The 21,448-nt window shown below is 56.5% G+C and carries 18 protein-coding genes; 5 read left to right on the plus strand and 13 right to left on the minus strand.

Annotation, left to right across the window (positions count from 1 at the left end):
- Positions 1-135 precede the first annotated feature (135 nt).
- The 8 genes from KOE80_RS14625 to KOE80_RS14660 all read right to left on the minus strand — a co-directional run bounded on the left by KOE80_RS14625 (position 136) and on the right by KOE80_RS14660 (position 8,559).
- On the minus strand, positions 136-1,215 hold the full coding sequence (locus KOE80_RS14625; RefSeq protein ID WP_009454862.1) for a BMP family ABC transporter substrate-binding protein: 1,080 nt from the start codon (positions 1,213-1,215) through the stop codon (positions 136-138).
- Between the two features lie 24 nt (positions 1,216-1,239).
- Complete coding sequence (locus tag KOE80_RS14630) at positions 1,240-2,157, minus strand: ABC transporter permease (RefSeq protein ID WP_009454860.1); 918 nt, start codon at positions 2,155-2,157, stop codon at positions 1,240-1,242.
- On the minus strand, positions 2,157-3,218 hold the full coding sequence (locus KOE80_RS14635; RefSeq protein WP_026485492.1) for an ABC transporter permease: 1,062 nt from the start codon (positions 3,216-3,218) through the stop codon (positions 2,157-2,159). Before KOE80_RS14635 ends, KOE80_RS14630 begins: the two co-directional genes overlap by 1 nt.
- Positions 3,205-4,791 (minus strand): ABC transporter ATP-binding protein, encoded by a 1,587-nt coding sequence (locus KOE80_RS14640; RefSeq protein ID WP_226349423.1) that lies wholly within the window; start codon positions 4,789-4,791, stop codon positions 3,205-3,207. Before KOE80_RS14640 ends, KOE80_RS14635 begins: the two co-directional genes overlap by 14 nt.
- 86 nt (positions 4,792-4,877) lie before the next feature.
- Positions 4,878-5,069: a YqaE/Pmp3 family membrane protein gene (locus KOE80_RS14645; RefSeq protein ID WP_009454854.1), complete on the minus strand. Its 192-nt coding sequence runs from the start codon at positions 5,067-5,069 to the stop codon at positions 4,878-4,880.
- Between the two features lie 134 nt (positions 5,070-5,203).
- On the minus strand, positions 5,204-6,190 hold the full coding sequence (locus KOE80_RS14650) for a diaminopimelate dehydrogenase (protein WP_009454851.1): 987 nt from the start codon (positions 6,188-6,190) through the stop codon (positions 5,204-5,206).
- Positions 6,191-6,253: 63 nt separating this feature from the next.
- On the minus strand, positions 6,254-6,889 hold the full coding sequence (gene leuE, locus KOE80_RS14655) for a leucine efflux protein LeuE (RefSeq protein ID WP_026485490.1): 636 nt from the start codon (positions 6,887-6,889) through the stop codon (positions 6,254-6,256).
- A gap of 146 nt (positions 6,890-7,035) precedes the next feature.
- Positions 7,036-8,559 (minus strand): acetyl-CoA hydrolase/transferase family protein, encoded by a 1,524-nt coding sequence (locus KOE80_RS14660; protein ID WP_226349424.1) that lies wholly within the window; start codon positions 8,557-8,559, stop codon positions 7,036-7,038.
- A 262-nt stretch (positions 8,560-8,821) separates the two neighbouring features.
- Here KOE80_RS14660 and KOE80_RS14665 point away from each other — a divergent pair, with 262 nt between their 5' ends.
- Complete coding sequence (locus KOE80_RS14665; protein WP_226349425.1) at positions 8,822-9,730, plus strand: LysR family transcriptional regulator; 909 nt, start codon at positions 8,822-8,824, stop codon at positions 9,728-9,730.
- Between the two features lie 1,250 nt (positions 9,731-10,980).
- Here KOE80_RS14665 and ahpF read toward each other — a convergent pair.
- From ahpF to KOE80_RS14680, 3 genes are all read right to left on the minus strand, one after another.
- A complete protein-coding gene (gene ahpF / locus KOE80_RS14670; protein ID WP_026485487.1) occupies positions 10,981-12,573 on the minus strand; it encodes an alkyl hydroperoxide reductase subunit F in 1,593 nt (530 codons plus the stop codon).
- Positions 12,574-12,689: 116 nt separating this feature from the next.
- Positions 12,690-13,253, minus strand: a complete 564-nt coding sequence (gene ahpC, locus KOE80_RS14675) for an alkyl hydroperoxide reductase subunit C (protein WP_009454841.1) — start codon at positions 13,251-13,253, stop codon at positions 12,690-12,692.
- 191 nt (positions 13,254-13,444) lie between these two features.
- Positions 13,445-14,881, minus strand: coding sequence for a PLP-dependent aminotransferase family protein (locus tag KOE80_RS14680; RefSeq protein WP_083054464.1), 1,437 nt, complete (start codon positions 14,879-14,881; stop codon positions 13,445-13,447).
- A gap of 152 nt (positions 14,882-15,033) precedes the next feature.
- On the opposite strand from KOE80_RS14680, the gene KOE80_RS14685 reads away from it, so the two are divergent.
- The 4 genes from KOE80_RS14685 to KOE80_RS14700 all read left to right on the plus strand — a co-directional run bounded on the left by KOE80_RS14685 (position 15,034) and on the right by KOE80_RS14700 (position 19,071).
- Entirely contained in the window at positions 15,034-15,924 is an 891-nt protein-coding gene (locus KOE80_RS14685; protein ID WP_226349426.1) for a DMT family transporter, read from the plus strand.
- A gap of 187 nt (positions 15,925-16,111) precedes the next feature.
- Complete coding sequence (locus KOE80_RS14690; protein WP_153230905.1) at positions 16,112-16,849, plus strand: phosphoadenylyl-sulfate reductase; 738 nt, start codon at positions 16,112-16,114, stop codon at positions 16,847-16,849.
- Positions 16,850-16,858: 9 nt separating this feature from the next.
- The gene (gene cysD / locus KOE80_RS14695) at positions 16,859-17,770 is read left to right on the plus strand and encodes a sulfate adenylyltransferase subunit CysD (protein ID WP_009454833.1); all 912 of its coding nucleotides are present in this window, start codon (positions 16,859-16,861) and stop codon (positions 17,768-17,770) included.
- The gene (locus KOE80_RS14700) at positions 17,770-19,071 is read left to right on the plus strand and encodes a sulfate adenylyltransferase subunit 1 (RefSeq protein WP_035273339.1); all 1,302 of its coding nucleotides are present in this window, start codon (positions 17,770-17,772) and stop codon (positions 19,069-19,071) included. Before cysD ends, KOE80_RS14700 begins: the two co-directional genes overlap by 1 nt.
- 3 nt (positions 19,072-19,074) lie before the next feature.
- Here KOE80_RS14700 and KOE80_RS14705 read toward each other — a convergent pair whose 3' ends face one another.
- Both KOE80_RS14705 and KOE80_RS14710 read right to left on the minus strand, forming a co-directional pair.
- Entirely contained in the window at positions 19,075-20,274 is a 1,200-nt protein-coding gene (locus tag KOE80_RS14705) for an acetate/propionate family kinase (RefSeq protein ID WP_226349427.1), read from the minus strand.
- Positions 20,274-21,260, minus strand: a complete 987-nt coding sequence (locus KOE80_RS14710; protein ID WP_009454816.1) for a phosphate acetyltransferase — start codon at positions 21,258-21,260, stop codon at positions 20,274-20,276. Before KOE80_RS14710 ends, KOE80_RS14705 begins: the two co-directional genes overlap by 1 nt.
- Positions 21,261-21,448: the final 188 nt, after the last annotated feature.

Raw genomic sequence — 21,448 nt, forward strand, 5'->3', positions numbered from 1 at the left:
CCCCGGAACAAACACCGAACAAGCTCGGGCTTGATCCCAGCAGCAGCCTGAAAAGCCACACGGGCCACTTATAACAAAGCCCCGTGTCGGAGAGCCCGACACGGGGCTTTGTTTATCTACAGACTGCGGGGCAGCTTACTGCTTGGGCAGTTTGCTGGCCACGCCTTCCACGTAGTAATCCATGCGATTCAAGGCATCGTCATCCAGGAAACCGGACTCCAGACGCACCTTGCCATCGTTGTCCTTGATAGGAGCGGCAAAGGGTTGCAGTGTGCCAGCAACGATCTCGGCCTGTTTGGCCAGAACGAACTCTTTCACGTCAGCCGGCACTTCAGGACCGAAGCCTTCCAAAGCAGCCATACCGGACTTCAGGCCGCCCCAGGTGCTGTCGTTCTGCCATTTGCCATCCAGAACTTCAGTGGCTTTGCGAGTGAAGTAATCACCCCAGTGGTGGGTCACGGCAGCCAGTTGAGCTTTAGGACCGAACTTGCTCATGTCGGAGTGGTAGGCAATCGCGTACTTGCCAGCTTCTTCAGCCGCTTGCACGGTGGCGGTGGAGTCGGTGTGGTGAGTCACCACGTCCGCGCCCTGACCCAGCAGCGTGACCGCTGCGTCACGCTCTTTACCTGGGTCGTACCAGCTATTGGCCCAAACCACGCGCACTTGGGCTTCGGGGTTCACACTCTTCAAACCGATGGCAAAGGCGTTGATGCCTTGCAGTACTTCAGGAATGGGGTGAGCACCCACGTAACCGACCACATTGGACTTGGTCATCTTGCCAGCCAATACGCCAGCCAGGTAACGGGACTCGTAGAAACGGGCGTTGGTGGTGGCCACGTTAGGAGCCGTCTTGTAGCCGGTAGAGTGCACGAACTTCACGTCCGGAAACTGCTTGGCCACTTTCTGCGTCTGGTTCATGTAGCCAAACGAAGTGGTGAAGATCAGCTTGTTGCCTTGCTGGGCCAGATCGCGAATGACGCGCTCTGCGTCTGCACCTTCAGGCACGTTTTCTACGTACTGAGTGACCACGCGGCCTTTCAGGGCCTCTTCCATTTCACGACGGCCAATGTCTTGCTGCCAGGTCCAACCGGCTTCACCGATAGGGCTGACATACACAAAACCGATTTTCAGGGGTTCTTGATCGTTTGCCTGAGCGGACACAGGCAAGGCGGCCAGGGGGGAAGCGATGGCAGCGGCCAAAAGAGCCTTGCGCATAAAGTTTCCAGTCATGTCAGTCCTCTAGTTGTTGGGATTGAAGTTTTTGCCAAGCGATGCAGGCATATTCAACCTGATCCAGTTAGCGTTTCGGGAAATTAAAACCAGCACAATAATCGTGGCCAGATACGGCATCATGGCCAGCAATTGCGAGGCTACCGGGACACCCAGAGCCTGCGCATGATAGGTCAGGATCGTGACCCCACCAAACAAGTAAGCGCCCAGCATGACGCGCCAGGGACGCCAGGTCGCAAACGTCGTCAGCGCCAACGCAATCCAGCCGCGCCCGGCAACCATATTCTCGACCCACATGGGCGTGTAAACCAGACAGATGAAGGCACCGGCCAGACCGCAGCAGGCACCACCAAACATCAAGGCACCCAGGCGAATGTAGCGCACGTTGTAGCCCAGCGAGTGCGCCGAGGCAGGCGATTCACCCACCGCACGCAGCACCAGACCGGAGCGGGTACGAGTCAGGAACCAGGCCACGGCAATACACAGCACCCAGGACACATAGACCATGTAATGCTGCTGGAAAAAAGCAGGCCCGATCAGGGGAATATCTTTCAGCACGGGAATGGACAGCTTGGTCACGACCAGGGAGTTGCCGGTAAAGGGCAAGCCAATATAGGCCGAGGCCCCTACCCCGAATAAGGACAGGGCCAAACCACAAGCCACCTGATTCGCGCCCAGCCAGACGGTCAGCCAGGCAAAGGCGGCTGCCATGACCATGCCAACCACCGCGCCCAGCACAAAGCCCAAAGCAGGGCTGCCGGTTTGCACGGCCACCGCAAAGCCCACAATGGCCGCCATCAGCATCATGCCTTCCGAGCCCAGATTGATGACGCCCGACTTTTCATTAATCAGCAAACCCAAGGCTGCCAGGAGCAAAGGGGTGCCTGCGTTGATGGTTGCGGCGAGCAAAGGTGCAATCGCGTCCATTACTTTCTCCAGACCAAACGCTTGGTGATGAGCACGTCACAAGCCAATAAGGAAAACAAGAGGATGCCCTGGAAAATGCCAGTAATCGCATTGGGCAAGCCCAAACGACTTTGGGCCAATTCCCCACCGATATAGAGCAAGGACATCACAAAAGAGGAAAAAATCAGTCCCAGCGGGTGCAGTCGCCCCACAAAGGCCACAATAATGGCCGCAAAACCATAGCCGGGAGAAATCGAAGGGGTCAGTTGCCCAACCGGGCCCATGACTTCTGCTGCACCAGCCAGACCGGCCAATGCCCCCGAAATCAGCAAGGAACTCCACAAGGCTTTACGGGAGGAAAAACCGGCGTAACGAGCAGCCAATGGGGCCATACCCCCCACGCGCAAGCGAAAACCGGCCATGCTGCGTGTCAGGAAAAGCCAGGCCGCCACCGACGCGATCACTGCCAGCACAATACCGCTATGCAAGCGCGTGCCGGGCAAGACCGCGGGCAACAAAAAGCCGTCCGAGAACAGGCTGGACTGCGGAAAACCAAAGCCATCGGGATCGCGCAAGGCACCGTGTACCAGATAGCTGAGCAAGTGCTGGGCCACATAGACCAGCATCAGGGACACCAGAATCTCGTTGGCATTGAAGCGATCTTTCAGGAAAGCCACGATAGCAGCCCAGGCCATGCCGCCCAGCATACCGCAGGCCAAAGCCACGGTAATCAGGAAAAAACCACCGTTATCGCCATCGTCCACTTGCAGAATAAAGGCCCCGGCTGCCAAGGCGCCCATCACCAACTGCCCTTCCGCCCCGATGTTGAAAATATTGGCTCTAAAACAGATGGCCAGACCGACCGAGATCAGCAGCAAGGGCACCAGTTTGACGCCCACCTCGGCCCAACCATTCAGGTCACGCAAAGGCTCCAGAAAAAATACGTTCAAGCCCGCCAGAGGATTCTTGCCCAGCGACCAGAACAAGGTTCCGGCGACCACCATGGTCAGCAAGACAGCCAGCAAAGGGGAGCACCAGGCCATCAAGGTAGAGGGCGTGGCACGAGTCTCAAGCCTGAGCATGTTCACCCTCCTCCCACAAACCGCTCATCCATTGCCCAATCTGATCAACACTGGCTTGCGCCACGGGAATAGAGGGAGACATACGACCTTTGGAAATAACAATCAGGCGATCGGCAATCGCAAACAATTCATCCAGCTCTTCGGAGATGACCAGCAAGGCGCAGCCCGCATCGCGCAGAGCCAGCAGCTCGGCGTGGATCTGGGCGGCAGCCCCTACGTCCACCCCCCAGGTGGGCTGGGCAATGACCAGAATGCGAGGCTGACGGGTGACCTCACGGCCAATAATGTACTTTTGCAGGTTCCCGCCTGATAGGCTGTTGGCAGCGGCCTGCTCGTTGGAAGTCTTGACGCGGAAACGCTTGATAATCCCGCCTGCCAGACGGCGAATGCTGGGAAAACGCAGAAAACCGCGCTTCACCGTTTCCGGGTTCTGATGAGACAGCAGCAGGTTCTGAGCCAATGACAATTCCGGCACAGCACCGCGTCCCAAGCGTTCTTCAGGTACGAAGCCCATGCCCTGATCTCGTCGCCAAGCCGCATCGCGTTGGGCAATCGCCTGACCATCCAGCAAAATCATGTCTGCCCGTGCGCGGGTATCTTCACCTGACAAGGCAGCCAGTAACTCCTGCTGACCATTACCGGAAATACCGGCTACTCCCAGAATTTCGCCCTGGTGCAGATCAAAACTGACATCCTGCAATTCACAGGCAAAAGGATGGGATTTGCTTAACTGCAGATTACGCACCTGCAAGGGCGTCCCGCCTTGTTGCATGCTGCGCTCACCCAGAGACTGAGGCTCGGCGCCAATCATCAGGCGCGACAGGCTGGCCGTGGTTTCTTCGCGAGGGTCGCAATAGCCGGTGACCTTGCCCATACGCATGACCGTACAGGCATTGCACAGCTCGCGGATTTCATCGAGCTTGTGGCTGATATAGACAATGCTGCAACCCTCAGCAGCCAGTTGACGCAAAGTGCCAAACAAGCGGCGTACTGCCTGCGGGGTCAATACCGAGGTTGGCTCATCCAGAATCAGCAGCTTGGGCTTGCCCAGCAAGGCACGCACAATTTCAACCCGCTGGCACTCGCCCACGGACAAGGTATGAATGTGACGTTGGGGGTCCAGATCCAGACCATATTGACTGGCCGTTTCACTAATTCGACCAGCCAGCTCCTGCATATTGGTCGAAGCAGGCAGACCCAATGCAATGTTTTCCGTGACAGTCAGGGTGTCAAACAAGGAAAAATGCTGGAACACCATACCGATGCCCAACTGTCGGGCCGCCGCCGGACTGCTGATCTGGACGGGCTGGCCGTCCCACAGAATCTGGCCCTGATCGGGTTTGACCACACCGTAGATAATCTTCATCAAGGTGGATTTACCCGCCCCATTCTCCCCCAGCACGGCATGAATCTGCCCCGGCAGGATAGAGAGGGAAATATTGTCGTTGGCTACCACCGCCGGATAGGCCTTGGTGATATTGCGAAGTTCCAGGCGTGGCACAGCCTTGGGGTCTACGGATACCGTTTGCTCACCGGACTCAGAAGAATGGCCCACGGGAGACGATAGGGTCATGGCTGTATCAGCAAAAAAGTATAAAACGCCCGAGCAAGCGCATCATGGCCTGCTCAGACGTGCAAAAAGGAAGGAAAACCTAGGGCTTAACGCTTGCCCAGGGCTTGCTCGATTTTCTTGTCAGTTTTGTATTGGCTAAGAGAATATACCGCCCAAATAGCGGCCGGTATCCATCCAATGACGGTCAACTGCAAAATCAGGCAAATAATGCCCGCTACAGGCCGACCGATCGTGAAAAAGACCAACCAGGGCAGGAGCAGTGCGATCAATAAGCGCATGAGAACACTCAATTTAGTGAGGAATGGGCGCTATTTTACCCTTTATTGACCGACTGAATCATTTGTGCGCAAACCAGCAAGACCTGCGGCCCGACTCAGGCAGGCTGAGCCGGGCCGCAGCCTGAAACCAGGATTTACAGCAATTCTTTGCGTAATTGCGCAGGCGATTTAGGCGACAACAGGCCAGGAGCCACGTCCAGCACGGACTGGGCACCGATTTGACCTTGCTGGTTCATGCGGTAAGCCGCACGCGCGTAGGCAACCAGCACACTGGAGGTAAATTCCGGGTTGCTGCCCAGGTTCAAGGCGTATTCAACCACTTGTTGCGAACCCGCGCCGGACTGACCGCTACGAATCACAAAACCGCCGTGTGGCATGGCCGCGTGATCGCGTGCCAGGGTTTCAGCGTCAATAAAATTAACTTCCGTGTCGTAGTCCGCGAAGTAATCGGGCATGGTCACAATGGCTTCACGTACGGCGTCGGCGCTGGCGCCCTCTTCCAGGACTACAAAGCACTGACGCTTGTGTTTTTCACGGGTGCTCAGCTCGGGCTGCTCCCCGTTGCGCACACGCTGTACCGCTGCTTCGATAGGCAAGGTGTATTGCACACCACCGGCTACACCGGCCACACGGCGGATGGCATCGGAGTGGCCTTGGCTCAAGCCTTTGCCCCAGAAGGTGTACGTCTGGCCAACAGGCAAGACACACTCGCCATACAAGCGATTCAGCGAGAACAGGCCTGGATCCCAACCCACCGCGATCAAGGCGGTCGTGCCTGCGCCTTTGGCGGCGGCATCCACGGCTTCGTAGTATTCAGGGATACGGGCGTGGGTATCAAAGCTGTCTACCGTTGTGAACCAGCGGGCCAAGGCCGGGCCTTGTTCGGGCAAGTCATTTTTAGAGCCACCACAGAGAATCAGCACGTCAATATCATTGCGATACTGTTCGATCTGGTCCAGGGCGCGCACGGGCACGCCTGCACTTTGCAGACGCAGGGAAGCAGGGTCACGACGAGTAAAAACGCTGACCAGCTCCATGTCCGGGTTTTGTGCCAGGGCCAGCTCTACGCCTCGCCCTAAATTGCCGTAACCTGCAATACCGACACGGATTTTGCTACTCATGGTGTTTTCCTTAAAACTGATAAATAAGTTCTGTCAGAACTGCTGCGCTCTGAAGCAACTGGCTTAGTCGCTGATCATACGGGCGGCAAAGCCCATGAACAGCAGCCCCACCGAGCCATTGCCCATCCGGGACAGACGCTGATGGCGTCGGAAAATTCCTGCCAGGCGATCTCCGCCAAAAATCAGCAAAGACAAATAACAAATGCTGATCAGTTCCACCACCAGGCCCAGCAACATAAAGGCCAGGCCCGTGTGACCTTTGGACGGGTCCACAAATTGCACGAAGAAGGACAGGAAGAACAAGATGGCCTTGGGGTTCAACAAACTCAGGAGCAAGGCCTTGCGAAAGCGGGTCTCGTGACGCAAGCGCGTGTCCACAGACTGAACCGGGCCACCTTGCCTGAAGGCCGACTGTAACAGCCGCACACCCAAATACAGCAAATAGGCCGCACCCAGCCAGCGTATGCCCATATACAACATGGGCAGCGTCTTGAGCAGCGAGGCAGCGCCCAGGGCCGTCAGCGTCATCAAAATGCCGTCGCCCACGACCACGCCCAAGGCTGCTTTATAGCCTTCGCGCACGCCATGTCCGGCGCCACTGGCCAGGACGTATAAAGAATTGGGTCCGGGCAAAAGCACGATAAACACCGTACCCACCACAAAGGCCCAGAAATTGACAATACCGATTTGTTCGAACACGCCGGCCTCGCTAAACGCAGCAGAATCCGCAATTTTAGCGCTAAAAAAATGCCCCTGGCACGGGTGGAATGCCAGGGGCGATCAGGTCAATTTGTAAGGTCTACGCTGCCGGACTGACTCGGCTACGCATTACCGGACCTGATGGACTACGCAGTCGCTAGTTCCTGGGTCTGGAACTGCTCCTGTTTCATGGTGCCTTCTTGCTGGAAACGAACGTGCCAGGACAAGGCCTCTTCCAGGATGTGGGGCGTGTGGCCACCACGTTGGCTGGCGCGCTCAAGATAGTCCAGCAAGGCAGGACGATAGTCGGGGTGAGCACATTTTTCGATGATGACGCGAGCCCGTTCACGAGGAGCCAAACCGCGCAAATCAGCCAGGCCCCATTCGGAGACCAGCACGGCCACATCATGCTCGCAGTGGTCTACGTGCGACACCATAGGCACCACACTCGAGATGGCGCCGTCCTTGGCAACGGACTTGCTGACAAAAATGGACAGGTGCGCATTACGGGCGAAGTCGCCGGAACCGCCAATGCCATTCATCATGTGGGTGCCACAGACGTGCGTGGAGTTCACGTTGCCGTAGATATCAAATTCCAGGGCGGTGTTGATCGCAATAATTCCCAAGCGACGCACCAATTCTGGGTGATTACTGATTTCCTGTGGACGCAGCACCAGCTTGTCGCGGTAGTTTTCCAGGCCTTCCAGGAACTGCGCCATCTTGGGAGCAGACAGCGTCAAGGACGAAGCCGAGGCAAAGCTCAGCTGGCCGGAGTCCAGCATGGCAATCGCGCTGTCCTGCAAGACTTCCGAGTACATTTTCAGGTCGGTGAAGGGAGAATCCAGCAGGCCATACGTCACGGCATTGGCAATCGTGCCGATACCAACCTGCAAAGGCAGCAAGGAGTGGCTCATACGGCCAGCGTCTACTTCGCCTTTCAGGAATTCAATAATGTGACCGGCAATTGCCTTGGTTTCTTCATCAGGTGGCAGCACGCTGGAGGGGCTGTCCAAAGCATCGGTCACTACAATACCTACGATGCGGGAGGGATCCACCTGAATGGCGGTGGTGCCAATACGCTGGTCCACATCCGTCAGTTCAATAGGCTGACGGTTGGGGCGAGCCTCGGGCACATAGATATCGTGCAAGCCTTCCATTTCCACTGGCATGCTCAGGTTCAGCTCAACAATGATTTGCTTGGCTTGCTGGGCAAAGCTGGCCGAATTGCCTACCGAGGTCGTCGGCACAATTGCGCCGGTTTCTGTAATGGCAACGGCTTCAATGACAGCGATGTCAATGGCAGGCAGGTTACCCGAACGCATGTGCTCCACCGTCAGGGACAAGTGCTGATCGGTAAACAGGACCTTGCCTTCATTAATATGACGGCGCAGCACCGAGTCCACTTGAAACGGCGAGCGGCGAGCCAGAACACCGGCCTCGGCCATCATGCCGTCGCTATCATTACCCAGCGAAGCGCCGGTCACCACATTCAGTTTTAATTGCTCGGTCTGGGCGCGCTCGGCCAAGGCACGAGGCATGACCTTACAGTCCCCAGCGCGGGTGAAACCGCTCATGCCGACATTCATCCCGTCTTTGAAGAAGGCGACTGCCTCCTGAGCGGTCATGACTTTGCCTTCCAATTCGGGGGAACGAATGCGATCCTTGAACATCGTGTGCTCCTGTCTCTGTGTCATTGATCTACCTGTTGTTGCTTTCGGAAGGAGCCAGGGCCGAAAGCGCCAGGCGAAATCTTCACGCAACAGAACGACATCACGCTTTAAAAATAGGGGCTGTACAAGCCGGAGATAAAAAGCCGAAATCGCCCTGACAACAGGCGTTTATGTTTTTTGAACAAAGCCAGCATAGCATCGCCATAATGAATAAAATAACTAATACGAAGTCGTAAAAGTCATAGATAAAGGCCAGCCAATCATGGACATCCGATCCTTGCGATACTTCATTGAAACCGTTAAACATCAAAGCTTTACGCAAGCCGCGCAGAGTCTGAACGTAACGCAATCGACCATCAGCAAGATGGTGAAGCAGCTGGAAGATGAGCTGGGCGAGCCCCTGCTGATTCGCGATCACCGTCAATTGCAGCTGACCGATTGCGGCAAGGTAGTACTGGAGCGGGGGCAGGAAGTTCTGCAGAGCATGCAGGGCTTGCTGCGAGAGGTTCACGAAGTTCAGGCCTTGCAGCGCGGCCGCCTGGATCTGGGTATTCCGCCCATGATTAATGTGCTGTTTACGGAAGTGCTCAAGACCTTCAAGAACCGGCATCCGCAGATCGAGCTGATTCTGCATGAAGAAACCGGCATGGGGATTGAGCGTATGGTTGCGGCGGGCACGGTTGAAATGGGGCTGAGTATTCTGCCTTTGGGGCCGGAGCTGAATGTATCGGCTACCCCCGTGGCCAAACATGCGGTTTGGGCGATTGGCCATAAAGATACGCTGTCCGGTGCGCAAAAAAAGATCAAGCTACGGGAGTTAGAGAAACATCCTTTGATATTCCTGGGCGAAGACTATGCCCTGACCCGTATGTTACGGCGTGCGTTCGCCCATGCGGGCTTGCGGGCGAATATTGCTGCCCAGAGCAATCAATGGGATTGGGTGGCTTCCATGGCACAGGCGGGAATGGGAGTCGCTTTGTTGCCCCAGCCGTTTCTTTCTCGGCTGGAACCGGGGGATTGGATTGCCAAAGAAGTGGTGGAACCGGCATTGAACTGGGAAGTGGCGCTACTGTGGAATGGGCGGTATCTGTCGCAGGCGGCCAGAGCATGGCTGCAGGTCTGTACGGATGTATTGGGCGGGAACTGGCCTGAGCTTGAAGGGGATTTATAGCAGGACTATTTATTAGCCCTTGAATACTCATCGTGTACTCGACACTAGGCCAAGGCCGGCCCAATCGCATTGAATTGCTATGTACATGCAGGAGCATGTCTTTCTTATGTGACGTCGCTTCGGTTTGGAAGAGCCTGGATTAATGCATAGGCAATCTCTGTAAAGCACCACTGCTGCGGCCTGCGGGGGCGCCGGGCTTGACCACTTGCCGACGCTGCGCGTCAGTACCCTTGTCAGAAAGACAGGACGGGCGCATTCTGAACTCGCGCGATAGCTCGTCCCCCGGACGAGCTATAAGCGTCGCGCTCAAACAGCAGACTGCTTGCATCCCGTCCTGTCTTTCTGCCCGCGGCAAGTAGTCTGAATCGCCCCGCGCCCCCGCAGGCCGCAGCAGTGGTTTATAGCGTCAGCAAGCATCAAGCCAACTTCTAAGCCTGAGACGGTGTATGCAGTGAGGAAGTATTTACATGTAGAGCTGAATCACAAATCAGCATCAGCACATTCAAATTAGAGCAAGATGATCATGATTGGCCACAGCATCAAAAAATATGTGGGCGGGTAGGTGCTTAGTTGCCAGACAAGCAGATCGACTAACAAGTAAACACGAAGAAATAAATGGACAGACAGCCAAATAGGCAAGCAGACAGGAAGGAAGATAGACCAACAGAAAACAAGAAACCCCGCCAATTTAGCGTCCATCAACAGCTAGTTGGCAGGCTCATGACCATCTGCTCAGAACACATCACAAACCGCCAGTTGTCTCCACATGGAACGTAGGAAATCAAACACCTCTTTTGTTCCACATCCCTGCCAATTTCTCGTACATGAAACGACTGAAAAATCGCGCCATCTCATGCATCGAGCCGCTCAAGCCGTCTGCCCCTGCCTCGGGGCGATTCAGACTGCTTGCCGCGGGCTGTTCTGGAATCCGGGATGCAAGCCCTGTGTTGTTCGAGCGGGACGCTTGTGCTTGGTCCGGGGGACCAAGTACCCCGGGAGTTCACAGGGCGCCCGGATTCCAGAACAGACAAGGGTACCGGTGCGCAGCACCGGCAAGTAGTCAAGCCCCGAGGCAGGGGCAGACGGCTTGAGCGGCGTCTTTCCTGAGACGACTTTTCTCAAAGAACAGGATCAATGCTGAAGCACTCCTGATACACAACAACTATTTGTCACCCCACCCACAGACAAAAAAAGAGCCACCCCAAACAGGGTGGCCCTCTTGAACAGCCAGGTCCAACAATCAGAAATAATTAAGCAGTCACTTTCTCTGCAACCGGCTCTTCAACTTCAGCCGAACTACGGATCAGGTAATCAAATGCGCTCAACGCAGCCTTGGCACCTTCACCAGCAGCAATCACGATCTGCTTGAAAGGAACGGTCGTTACGTCACCAGCGGCAAACACACCAGCCAGCGAAGTCGCACCACGAGCATCAACCTCGATCTCGCCATGACGCGACAGCCCCACATCGCTGCCCTTCAACCATTCCGTGTTGGGCACCAGACCGATCTGAACAAATACACCATCCAGCTTCAGGCTCTTGGCTTCCTGAGTAGCACGGTCAAGGTAATTCAGACCCACCACCTTGGTGCCATCACCCAGAACTTCAGTGGTCTGAGCCTGCATGATGATCGTCACATTAGGCAAGCTGCGCAGCTTGGTCTGCAAGACCTGGTCAGCACGCAAGGCATCACCGAACTCGATCAAGGTAACGTGCTTGACCAAACCAGCCAGGTCAATTGCCGCCTCAACGCCGGAGTTACCACCGCCAACCACCGCCACATCCTTGCCCTTGAACAAAGGACCATCACAGTGCGGGCAGTACGCCACACCACGGTTACGGTAATCCTGCTCACCAGGCACATTCAGTTCGCGCCAGCGGGCACCAGTAGCCAGAATCACGGACTTGGCCTTGAGCTGAGCACCGCCATCCACATCCACAATGACCTGCTTGCCTTCACGGCGAATGCCTTGGGCACGATGCAGATTCATGATGTCCACATCGTAGGCTTTGACGTGCTGCTCCAGCGCCGTTGCAAACGCAGGACCATTGGTCTCAACTACCGAGATGTAGTTCTCGATCGACATGGTGTCCAGAACCTGACCACCAAAACGCTCGGCCAATACACCCGTACGAATACCCTTGCGAGCGGCGTACACAGCAGCGGCAGCACCTGCAGGACCACCACCCACAATCAGCACATCAAACTCGTCCTTGGCGTTCAAGGCTTCGGCACGAGCCGAGTTATCGCCCGTATCCAGTTTGGCCAGCAACTCTTCAGCACTGGCACGGCCTTGATGGAACATTTCACCATTCAAGAACACGGCCGGAACCGACATGATGTTGCGCTGCTGAACCTCGTCCTGGAACAGGGCACCGTCAATCGCCACGTGCTTGATACGTGGGTTGATCACGGACATGGCGTTCAAGGCCTGCACCACGTCAGGACAGTTCTGGCACGACAGCGAGAAATACGTTTCAAAAACAAAGTCGCCGGGCAGATTACGGATCTGCTCAATCACAGCGGCATCCAGTTTGATCTCGTGGCCACCCACTTGCAGCAGGGCCAGGATCAAAGAGGTAAATTCGTGTCCCATCGGGATACCCGCAAAGCTCACGCTAATGTCGGTACCGGGACGGTTAATTTGGAAGGAAGGCTTGCGCTCTTGCGCATCCGCATCTTCGCGATAGCTGGTCTTGTCGGACAGACCATCAATTTCTTGCAACAGTTCGCGCAGCTCGACGGACTTGGCGCCAGTATCCAGCGTCGCAACGATCTCGATCGGTTGCGTGATCTTCTCGAGGTATGCCTTCAATTGAGTTTTGATGTTTGCATCTAACATGTGAAACGCCCTTTATCCTGTACTGAACGAAACAACTTGAGGTGCCTGAACCGGTCAGGCACCGGGGTGGCGGCGCAGCGCGCCGACCACCGCTAAAGACCCGTGTTTAAAAGGTCTTAGATCTTGCCAACCAGATCCAGGGAAGGAGTCAGCGTCTTGGCGCCTTCTTCCCATTTAGCTGGGCAAACTTCACCGGGGTGAGCGGCGATGTACTGAGCGGCTTTAACTTTGCGCAGCAGTTCGGAAGCCACACGGCCGATACCGTTGTCGTGGATTTCCAGGACCTTGATTTCGCCTTCTGGGTTCACCACGAACGTACCGCGCAGAGCGATACCTTCCTCTTCGATCAGCACGTCAAAGTTGCGCGACAGCTGATGAGTTGGGTCACCGATCATTGGGTAGTTAACTTTGCTGATGGCTTCCGAAGTGTCGTGCCATGCTTTGTGAGCAAAGTGAGTGTCGGTGGACACCGAGTAAATTTCTACGCCCATTTTCTGGAATTCGGCGTAGTGGTCAGCCAGGTCTTCCAGTTCGGTTGGGCAAACAAACGTGAAGTCGGCTGGGTAGAAAACGAAAACAGCCCACTTACCGGCAACGGTTTCGTTGCTGACTTCGATAAATTTGCCGTTGTGAAAAGCTTGTGCTTTAAAAGGTTTGATGACGGTGTTGATCAAAGACATATTTGCTCCGGTGAGTGATTAATCATTGACAGTAAAGCCATTATAGGAAGCCACTGCCGATTAGTAAAATTGATTAATGCAATAACGTTAATTGCTATTAGCTATCGCGCGTCGCATAAAAACTTCTTTCTATGCGTCGCACAGACTTATGCTAACAGAGCTAGATGACAGTGCAACTATCAGCGTTCAAGCTATAAGGCTACTTCGCTGGGCACGGGGCTGGAGGACTGCTTGGCGTTGAACAAACAACGGGCAAAATCCTGCCAAAACTGCGCATCGTCGCCTAAAGAAACATTAATACGCATATATGTAGATGGTTGCTGTTGCGGGGAAAACAAGGCCCCCGGCACCAATAAATGCCCTGGTCGCCCCAAAGCACGCACCAGACTTTCCGTATCCACACCCGTATCCACCCAGACAAACATGCCCGCCTGGGGTGGTGCGTCCGGCGCCAGGCCTACATGCGCCAATTGCTCCAGGGTTTTATGCCTGTCGGCATTGGCGTGACGGCGCAACCGCTCCAGGTGTTTGCGATAGGGTCCATCTACCAGCACCCGGTGAATGACCCGCTCACCCAGCTCCGGTGACGTCAGCCCTGCCAGCATTTTCAGATTCACCAAAGACTGCAGCAGTTCAGGAGCTGCTGCCATATAGGCCACCCGCAAACCAGCTGCCATGACTTTGGAATAGCCCCCCACCAATGTCACCCGGTTCAGTTGATCCAATTGCGCTAGACGGCAGGCTGGATTGGCGTGCAGCTCGCTATAGGTATCGTCTTCAATAATGTGGAAGTCCCAGGTCTGGGCCAAAGTCAGAATGCTGTGCGCCACCGCCGGACTCAAACTAAAGCCGGTGGGGTTATGCACCACGGTATTCAAAATGACCAGACGTGGACGATGCTCGCGCGCCAGTTGTTCCAGTACCGCCAGGTCCGGACCATCTGCGCGGCGTGGCACACTCAGCACTCGCACATCCACCACCGCCAGGCGAGCAAACAAGAGATACCAGGCCGGATCTTCCACAACAACCGCATCACCAGGCCGTAGCCAATGGCGCAGAAGCAAATCCAGCGCCTGCGTAACACCACTGCACAATAAAAGCTGCGTATCAGGATCTGCCTGTATGCCGCTATCTTCCAGCTGTCCCGCAATGTGCTGACGCAAGGGTCGGTAGCCATGCGAATGCCCATAGCCCAGCAAGTTGGAGCCGGCGCTACGGCTGACCTGCCGCAAGGCCGCCAGAATCATCTCGTTATCCAGCCACTGACTGGGAATGCCCGCGCTGTCGCTATGCCCCATGAAACTGTTCAACATCCAGTTCACATCTATTTTGCGCGGCTCATTCTTTTCTACATGCAGGGATTCGGAACGCAGGCGTCGAGGGCTGCGCACCCGCACAAAGAAACCGGAACCGGGCCGGGACTCCACCAAGCCCAAGGCCATCAACTTGTCGTACGCGGCCACAACAGTATGCGTACTGACCCCGGCAGACTGCGCCAACCGGCGCACAGAGGGTAAGCGACTGCCGCCCCGATACCGCAAATGCAGGGCCTGCTGCACCCAGGCGACCAGTTGATCGCTAAGTGTCACGTCCGAACCGCGCACGGGCTGCCAATCCAACCATTCCATGATGCTGAGCTCCAAGCGAGAAAACCGACTGTAGCGGAAGTTTGACCAGTACAGCTTGACCGACTGATTGATGAACTGTATCGCAACTGTATTGTTTATTTATTTTAAGCTCAAAGCTGTGATAAACCTATTTCTTATCCGTGGTGATTTTCATGAGCCGCAGCACCAGTCTTCCCATGCCCAGTACCGCCCCAGCATTGCTGATCTATCTCTACGCTTTTATCGGGGTTACCGTCTTTGCCTTCACCTTGCCCATGACACGGCTGGCGGTGCAAAGCTTTGACCCTTGGCTGGTCGGAATGGCACGAGCCAGTATCGCGGGGGTGTTTGCGGCCATCATCTTGCTGGCGACCCGCAGCCGTCGCCCCACGGCGTCGGAATGGCGCGGCATCGCCCTGTCCTGTACGGGTGTAATCGTAGGCTGGCCCGTGTTTTCCTCGATTGCCATGCAGACCGTGCCTTCCTCGCACGGGGCCGTATTGAGCGGGCTGATTCCTTTGGCAACCGCCATTGTTGCCTCCGCCCGTAGCGGTGAACCCTTGAGCCGTCGCTTCTGGATGCTGAGCCTGCTGGGTGCCATCCTGGTGCTGCTCTACGCTTTCTATATCGGTGAAGGCGCCCTGCAAACCGGCGATATCTGGTTGGCTCTGGCGGTCTTCATGTCTGGCGTAGGCTATGCCGAAGGTGGTCGTGTCGCTCGTACCCTGGGTGGCTGGCGCACCATTTGCTGGTGTCTGGCTGCCAGCTTGCCGCTGACCATTCCTGCCACCTTGTGGCTGACTTTTCCCATGACAGAAATGCCTTCTTCCCAATCTGTCATGGCCCTGCTCTACCTGGCCCTGTTCTCTTCCTTGCTGGGTTTCTTCCCCTGGTACAAGGCCATGGCTATGGGTGGTGTGGCTCGTATTGGTCAGGTACAACTGGCCCAACCCTTCCTGACCGTGCTGATTTCGGCGGTATGGTTAAGCGAGCAAGTGGACCTGCTGACCTGGCTGTCCTGCATCGTCATCATCGCCATTATTGCCGCCAGCCGACGCGCTTGAAAACACAATGACAAGGCGGCTAAATACAGCAAGGGCATATTCACCTAACTAATACTTCGTTCCCAGCGAGGGCTCGCGCAAGCACACTGGCTCATCACTTCATGAACCATGTAAAGGCGATAGCGCGGCCCACGTGACTCCGTTTTGAGCAGGGCCGGTACTGGTATTGCCGCAAGGACATCTGATCATGCCCGCCCAAGCCCCTGCCGCGCTTGCCCTGAGCGCCCGGCCACTGATGCTGTGGAAACAGCTGCGCGACGATCTGCAATACATCGCGCGCGAACACACGGATGCCGTTCTGGCCAGTTCTCTGGCTGCGGAAGACATGGTGCTGTTTCATGCCATGTCCATCTACACCCCCGAGTTGCAAACCGTCACCCTGGATACTGGTCGTCTGCACGAAGAGACCTTGCAGCTGGGGCGGGACATCCAGCAGCACTACGAACGCCCCATCCTGTTTTTTCACCCGGATCCGGACCGGGTGCAGGAACACGTCAGCACTCATGGCACACACGCTTTTTACGAAAGTGTGGAGCTGCGCAAAGAATGCTGCGCGATCCGTAAGGTAGAGCCACTGCGTCGTGCCTTGCAAGGCCGATCAGCCTGGATTACCGGTCAGCGCCGCGAACAAACAGCCAGCCGCACCGAACTGTCCAGCAAGGAATACGACAGCGTCTTTGGGCTGCAGAAATTCAATCCCTTGATCGAATGGACGCAGGACGATGTCTGGGCCGTGATCCGTGGCTTGAGCATCCCCTACAACCCGCTGCACGACCAGGGCTACCCCTCCATAGGTTGCGAGCCCTGTACGCGCGCCATTCGCCCCGGTGAGGACGTGCGCGCCGGGCGCTGGTGGTGGGAACAGCGCGACAGCCTGGAATGCGGCCTGCATGCCAGCAATCTGAATAGCAGTGTCAACACCTGAAGGAACCCCATGGGCGAACCACTCTCTACCCGTACTCATCTGGACTGGCTGGAAGCCGAGGCCATTTTTATTCTGCGTGAAATCGCGGCTGAAGCTGAAAAACCCGTGCTGCTGTTCTCCGGCGGCAAGGACTCCGCTGTGCTGCTGCAATTGGCCCAGAAAGCCTTTGCACCCGGCCCGCTGCCGTTTCCCTTGATGCATGTGGACACCGGCCACAACTACCCGGAAGTGATCGAATTTCGAGATCGCCGCGCCGCTGAGCTGAACGCCGAACTGATTGTGCGCAGTGTGGAAGATTCCATCGCGCGCGGCACCGTGGTGCTGCGCAATGAAACCGCCAGCCGCAACGGGGCCCAAGCCGTCACCTTGCTGGAAGCGATTGCCGAGTTTGGCTTTGATGCCTGTTTCGGTGGCGCCCGCCGTGACGAGGAAAAAGCCCGCGCCAAAGAGCGCATCGTGTCTTTTCGCGACGAATTCGGCCAATGGGACCCCAAAGCGCAACGCCCCGAGCTGTGGCACTTGTTCAATACCCGTATTCACAAGGGCGAGAACCTGCGCGTCTTCCCGATTTCCAACTGGACCGAGCTGGACGTGTGGCAATACATCCAGCGTGAGGCCATTGATCTGCCATCCATCTACTACACCCACTCGCGCGAAGTGGTGGAGCGTCAGGGGCTGATCGTACCCATCACGCCATTGACTCCGTTGCTGGATGGGGAAACCTCCGAATGGCGCGATGTGCGTTTCCGCACCGTAGGCGATATTTCCTGCACCTGCCCGGTGCTCTCTACTGCCGCGTCGGTGCAAGACATTATTGCTGAGACCGCCTTGGCCACCATTACCGAGCGTGGTGCGACCCGCATGGATGACCAGACGTCCGAAGCCTCCATGGAACACCGCAAGAAACAAGGATATTTCTAATGAACACAGTCAATGACGCCTGGCTGCAGGCTGCCGATCAAGGCGTGCTACGCCTGATTACCGCTGGCTCCGTGGACGACGGAAAATCCACCTTGATTGGCCGCTTGCTGGTAGACAGCCAGGGCGTGTTTGCCGACCAGATTGCGGCCATCCAGCGCTCCAAATACAAGCGTGGCGAGGACGCCGAACCCGATCTGGCCCTGCTGACCGACGGCCTGGAAGCCGAGCGCGAACAAGGCATCACGATTGACGTGGCCTATCGCTACTTCGCGACCCCCAAACGCAAATTCATCGTGGCCGATACCCCCGGTCACGAGCAGTACACCCGCAACATGATTACGGGCGCCTCCACCGCCCAGGCCGCCATCATTCTGATTGATGCGCACCGCGCCAAGGACGGTGAACTGCTGACCCAGACCAAGCGCCACAGCACCGTTGCCAAGCTGCTGGGCCTGCGTCATATCGTGGTGGCGGTGAACAAGATGGACCTGGTCGATTGGGACCAAGCCGTGTTCGACCGTATCCATGAAGCCTATCGCCAACTGGCTACCCAGCTGGGGATTGAGCACTTTCACATCATTCCGCTCTCGGCCCTGAAGGGCGAGAACATCACCCAGGCTTCGCCACACACGCCTTGGTATCAAGGTTTGCCACTGCTGCCTTTGCTGGAATCGCTGGATCTGCGCGAGAACATTCAGCGCCCTGCCCGTTTGTTTGTGCAATGGGTGGCGCGTCATGGCGGCAGCCGTGCTGATGGCTTCCGTGGCTACGCCGGTCAGCTCAGTGGCGGCCGCATCCAGGTGGGCGATAGCGTTCAGGTATGGCCTAGCGGAAAAACGGCGGTGATCACACAGCTGTTTCGCGCGGGCACAGAACAAACTTCTGTCAGCGACGGGGACGCTGTGACTGTAGTGCTGGATCGTGAACTGGACATTTCACGGGGCGATTTGCTGACACTGGCCCATGAAGAAGTAAGCACCAGCAAACACTTTGATGCGCAGCTGTGCTGGCTGGACGAACAGGCCTTGAACACCACCCGCTCTTACTGGTTAAAACAAGGCACACGCCTGACCCAAGCCAAGGTGCAAGCCGTGCATGCCTTGCGCGATGTGCATAGTTTGCAAGAGCAGCAAGCCACTGGCAGCTTGTCCTTGAACGATATTGGCCGTGTCAGCCTGGTCAGCCGTGATCCACTGGTGCTGGACGATTATCAGGATCATTCCAGCACGGGCTCTTTCATCCTGATCGACCCCAGCACGAACCAGACCGTTGCTGCCGGTCTGGTTCAAAAAGCCGCCTAAGGTCTAGTCGCGAGCCTGCTGTTTGGCACGCACCAAGGCGAGGGACTGCTCAGCAATGATCAGTTCCTCGTTGGTTGGAATCACCAATACACGCACGGCACTGCTGTCCGTAGAAATTACGGTTTCCCCTGCCTGATTGCGAGCCGGATCAATCTCCACCCCCATCCACTCCAGGTGCTTGGCGATGCCTGCCCGAATAGACGGGCTGTGCTCGCCAATCCCCGCCGTAAACACCAAGGTATCCAACCCCTTCAAGGCCACGCACAAGCCCGCCAGATTCTCTGCCGTGTGATAGCAGAAGTACTGCACCGCCAGCTTGGCACGAGGATCATCGGAAGCTTCCAGCGCACGCATATCCGCTTGATCGCCGGACAAGCCTTTCAGGCCGGACTGGGTGTAGAGCACGGACTGGATCTCGTCGTGCTCCATACCCTGCTCCAGCATCCACAGCACGACACCGGCATCCAGACGCCCCGGACGAGTCCCCATAGGCAAGCCGTCCAGCGCCGTAAAGCCCATGGTGGTGTGAACGCTGCGGCCTTCTTTCAAGGCGCAAGCCGATGCTCCGGAACCCAGATGGGCAACAACGACGCGCCCGTCAGCCAGTTCGGGAATTTCGCGACGCAGGTGCTGGGAAATATAGTGATAGGACAGGCCGTGGAAACCGTAGCGGCGCACGCCCTGTTCAAAGAACCGACCAGGCAATGCAAAATGCTGCAAATGCGGGGCATGTCCTTGATGGAAAGCCGTATCCAGACACGCTACCTGGAAGATTTCCGGGTAGTGCTCGAAGATCACGCGAACAGGAGCCAGATTGTTCTGCTGATGCAGTGGTGCCAAGGGTGACAGGCTGTCCAGATACTCCAGCACCTTCGGGGTCAAGGGTACGCTGCTGTCGTAGCGGGCGCCCCCGTGCACAATACGGTGGCCAACGGCAATAGGCCGACCATCCACATGCTCCAGCAGCCAGCGCGCCACCAAAGCCTGCGCTGTATGCAGGTTCTTGGCCTGCTCGCCATCCAGATCCTGCTTGACCATGGATTGGCCCTGGGCATCTTTAACTTTGAAGGCTGGCTGGTTACTGCCAATGCCCGAAACCTGACCGCCAAACTCAAAATCCAGATGGTCGCCCGGCTGGACCTTGTACATATGAAACTTCAGGCTGGAGCTGCCTGCGTTAATGACCAGAATCTGCTCGCTCATTAGTGCGCAGCCTCCACAGCAACTTTACGTTCCAGATAGCCCGCGTAAAGGCTGGCAACGGCGCAAGAGGCCATGCGGGTCTGAGCGCTATCGGCTCGGCTGGTCAGAATGATAGGCACACGAGCCCCCATCACGATACCGGCAGCCTGGGCGCCGGACAGGAAGGTCAGGTTTTTGGCCAGCATATTGCCGGCCTCCAGATCAGGGGCCACCAGAATCTGCGCCTTGCCCGCAACGGGCGACACAATTCCTTTGATGCGCGCCGCTTCGGGGCTGATAGCGTTATCCAGCGCCAAGGGGCCGTCCAGCACACCGCCCGTAATCTGGCCGCGATCAGCCATCTTGCACAAGGCCGCCGCTTCCAGCGTGGTCGGGATTTTTTCGGTCACTTGCTCGACCGCAGACAGGATGGCGACCAACGGTTTGCCCAAGCCCAGGCCGTGGTGCAGATCAATGGCGTTTTGCACAATATCCGCTTTGGTGCTCAGATCGGGGAAAATATTGATGGCGCCGTCCGTCACAAACAAGGGCTCCGGATAGCTGGGCACATCCATGATGAAAACATGACTCAAACGGCGACCAGTCCGCAAGCCCTTGCCCTGGGTGCACAGCACGGCCTGAATCAGTTCATCCGTATGCAGGCTGCCTTTCATCAGCAACTGGGCACGGCCGGCCAGCACTTCCTCTACGGCTCGCTCTGCCGAGGCATGGCTGTGGGGGGTATCAATCAAGGTGACCCCTTCCAGGCTTAAACCATGCTCTGCCGCTACGGAATGCAAACGGGCCTGCGGGCCAACCAGCACGATCTCGAACAGGCCTTGGGCCCGTGCCTGCAAGGCGGCTCCAAGGGACACATCATCGCAGGGATGAGCCACCACACAAATTCGACTGTGCTCTTTGCGAGCTTGCTCGATCAATCGGGAATAATGACTGGAAGGCCCAGTGCGATCCACGGCGGCCGTATCCGGGCCAGCAGGGTGATTCATGATAGAAGACTCCTTGGAGATGAACGAAGGCTAACCCAACACTAAACCATTTATCCAAGCGTGTGTCTTTGATTGCGAACAGGGAAACTTCAATATTTCGCCCTTTATTCTTTCCAGACCATGAAGAATGAAGCATAAAGATTAAATATTAAAAAAAATCCGGTTTAGCCAAATGCAAACCGGATTTT

The organism is Alcaligenes sp. 13f (assembly GCF_020496585.1).
Lineage (GTDB): Bacteria > Pseudomonadota > Gammaproteobacteria > Burkholderiales > Burkholderiaceae_B > Alcaligenes > Alcaligenes phenolicus.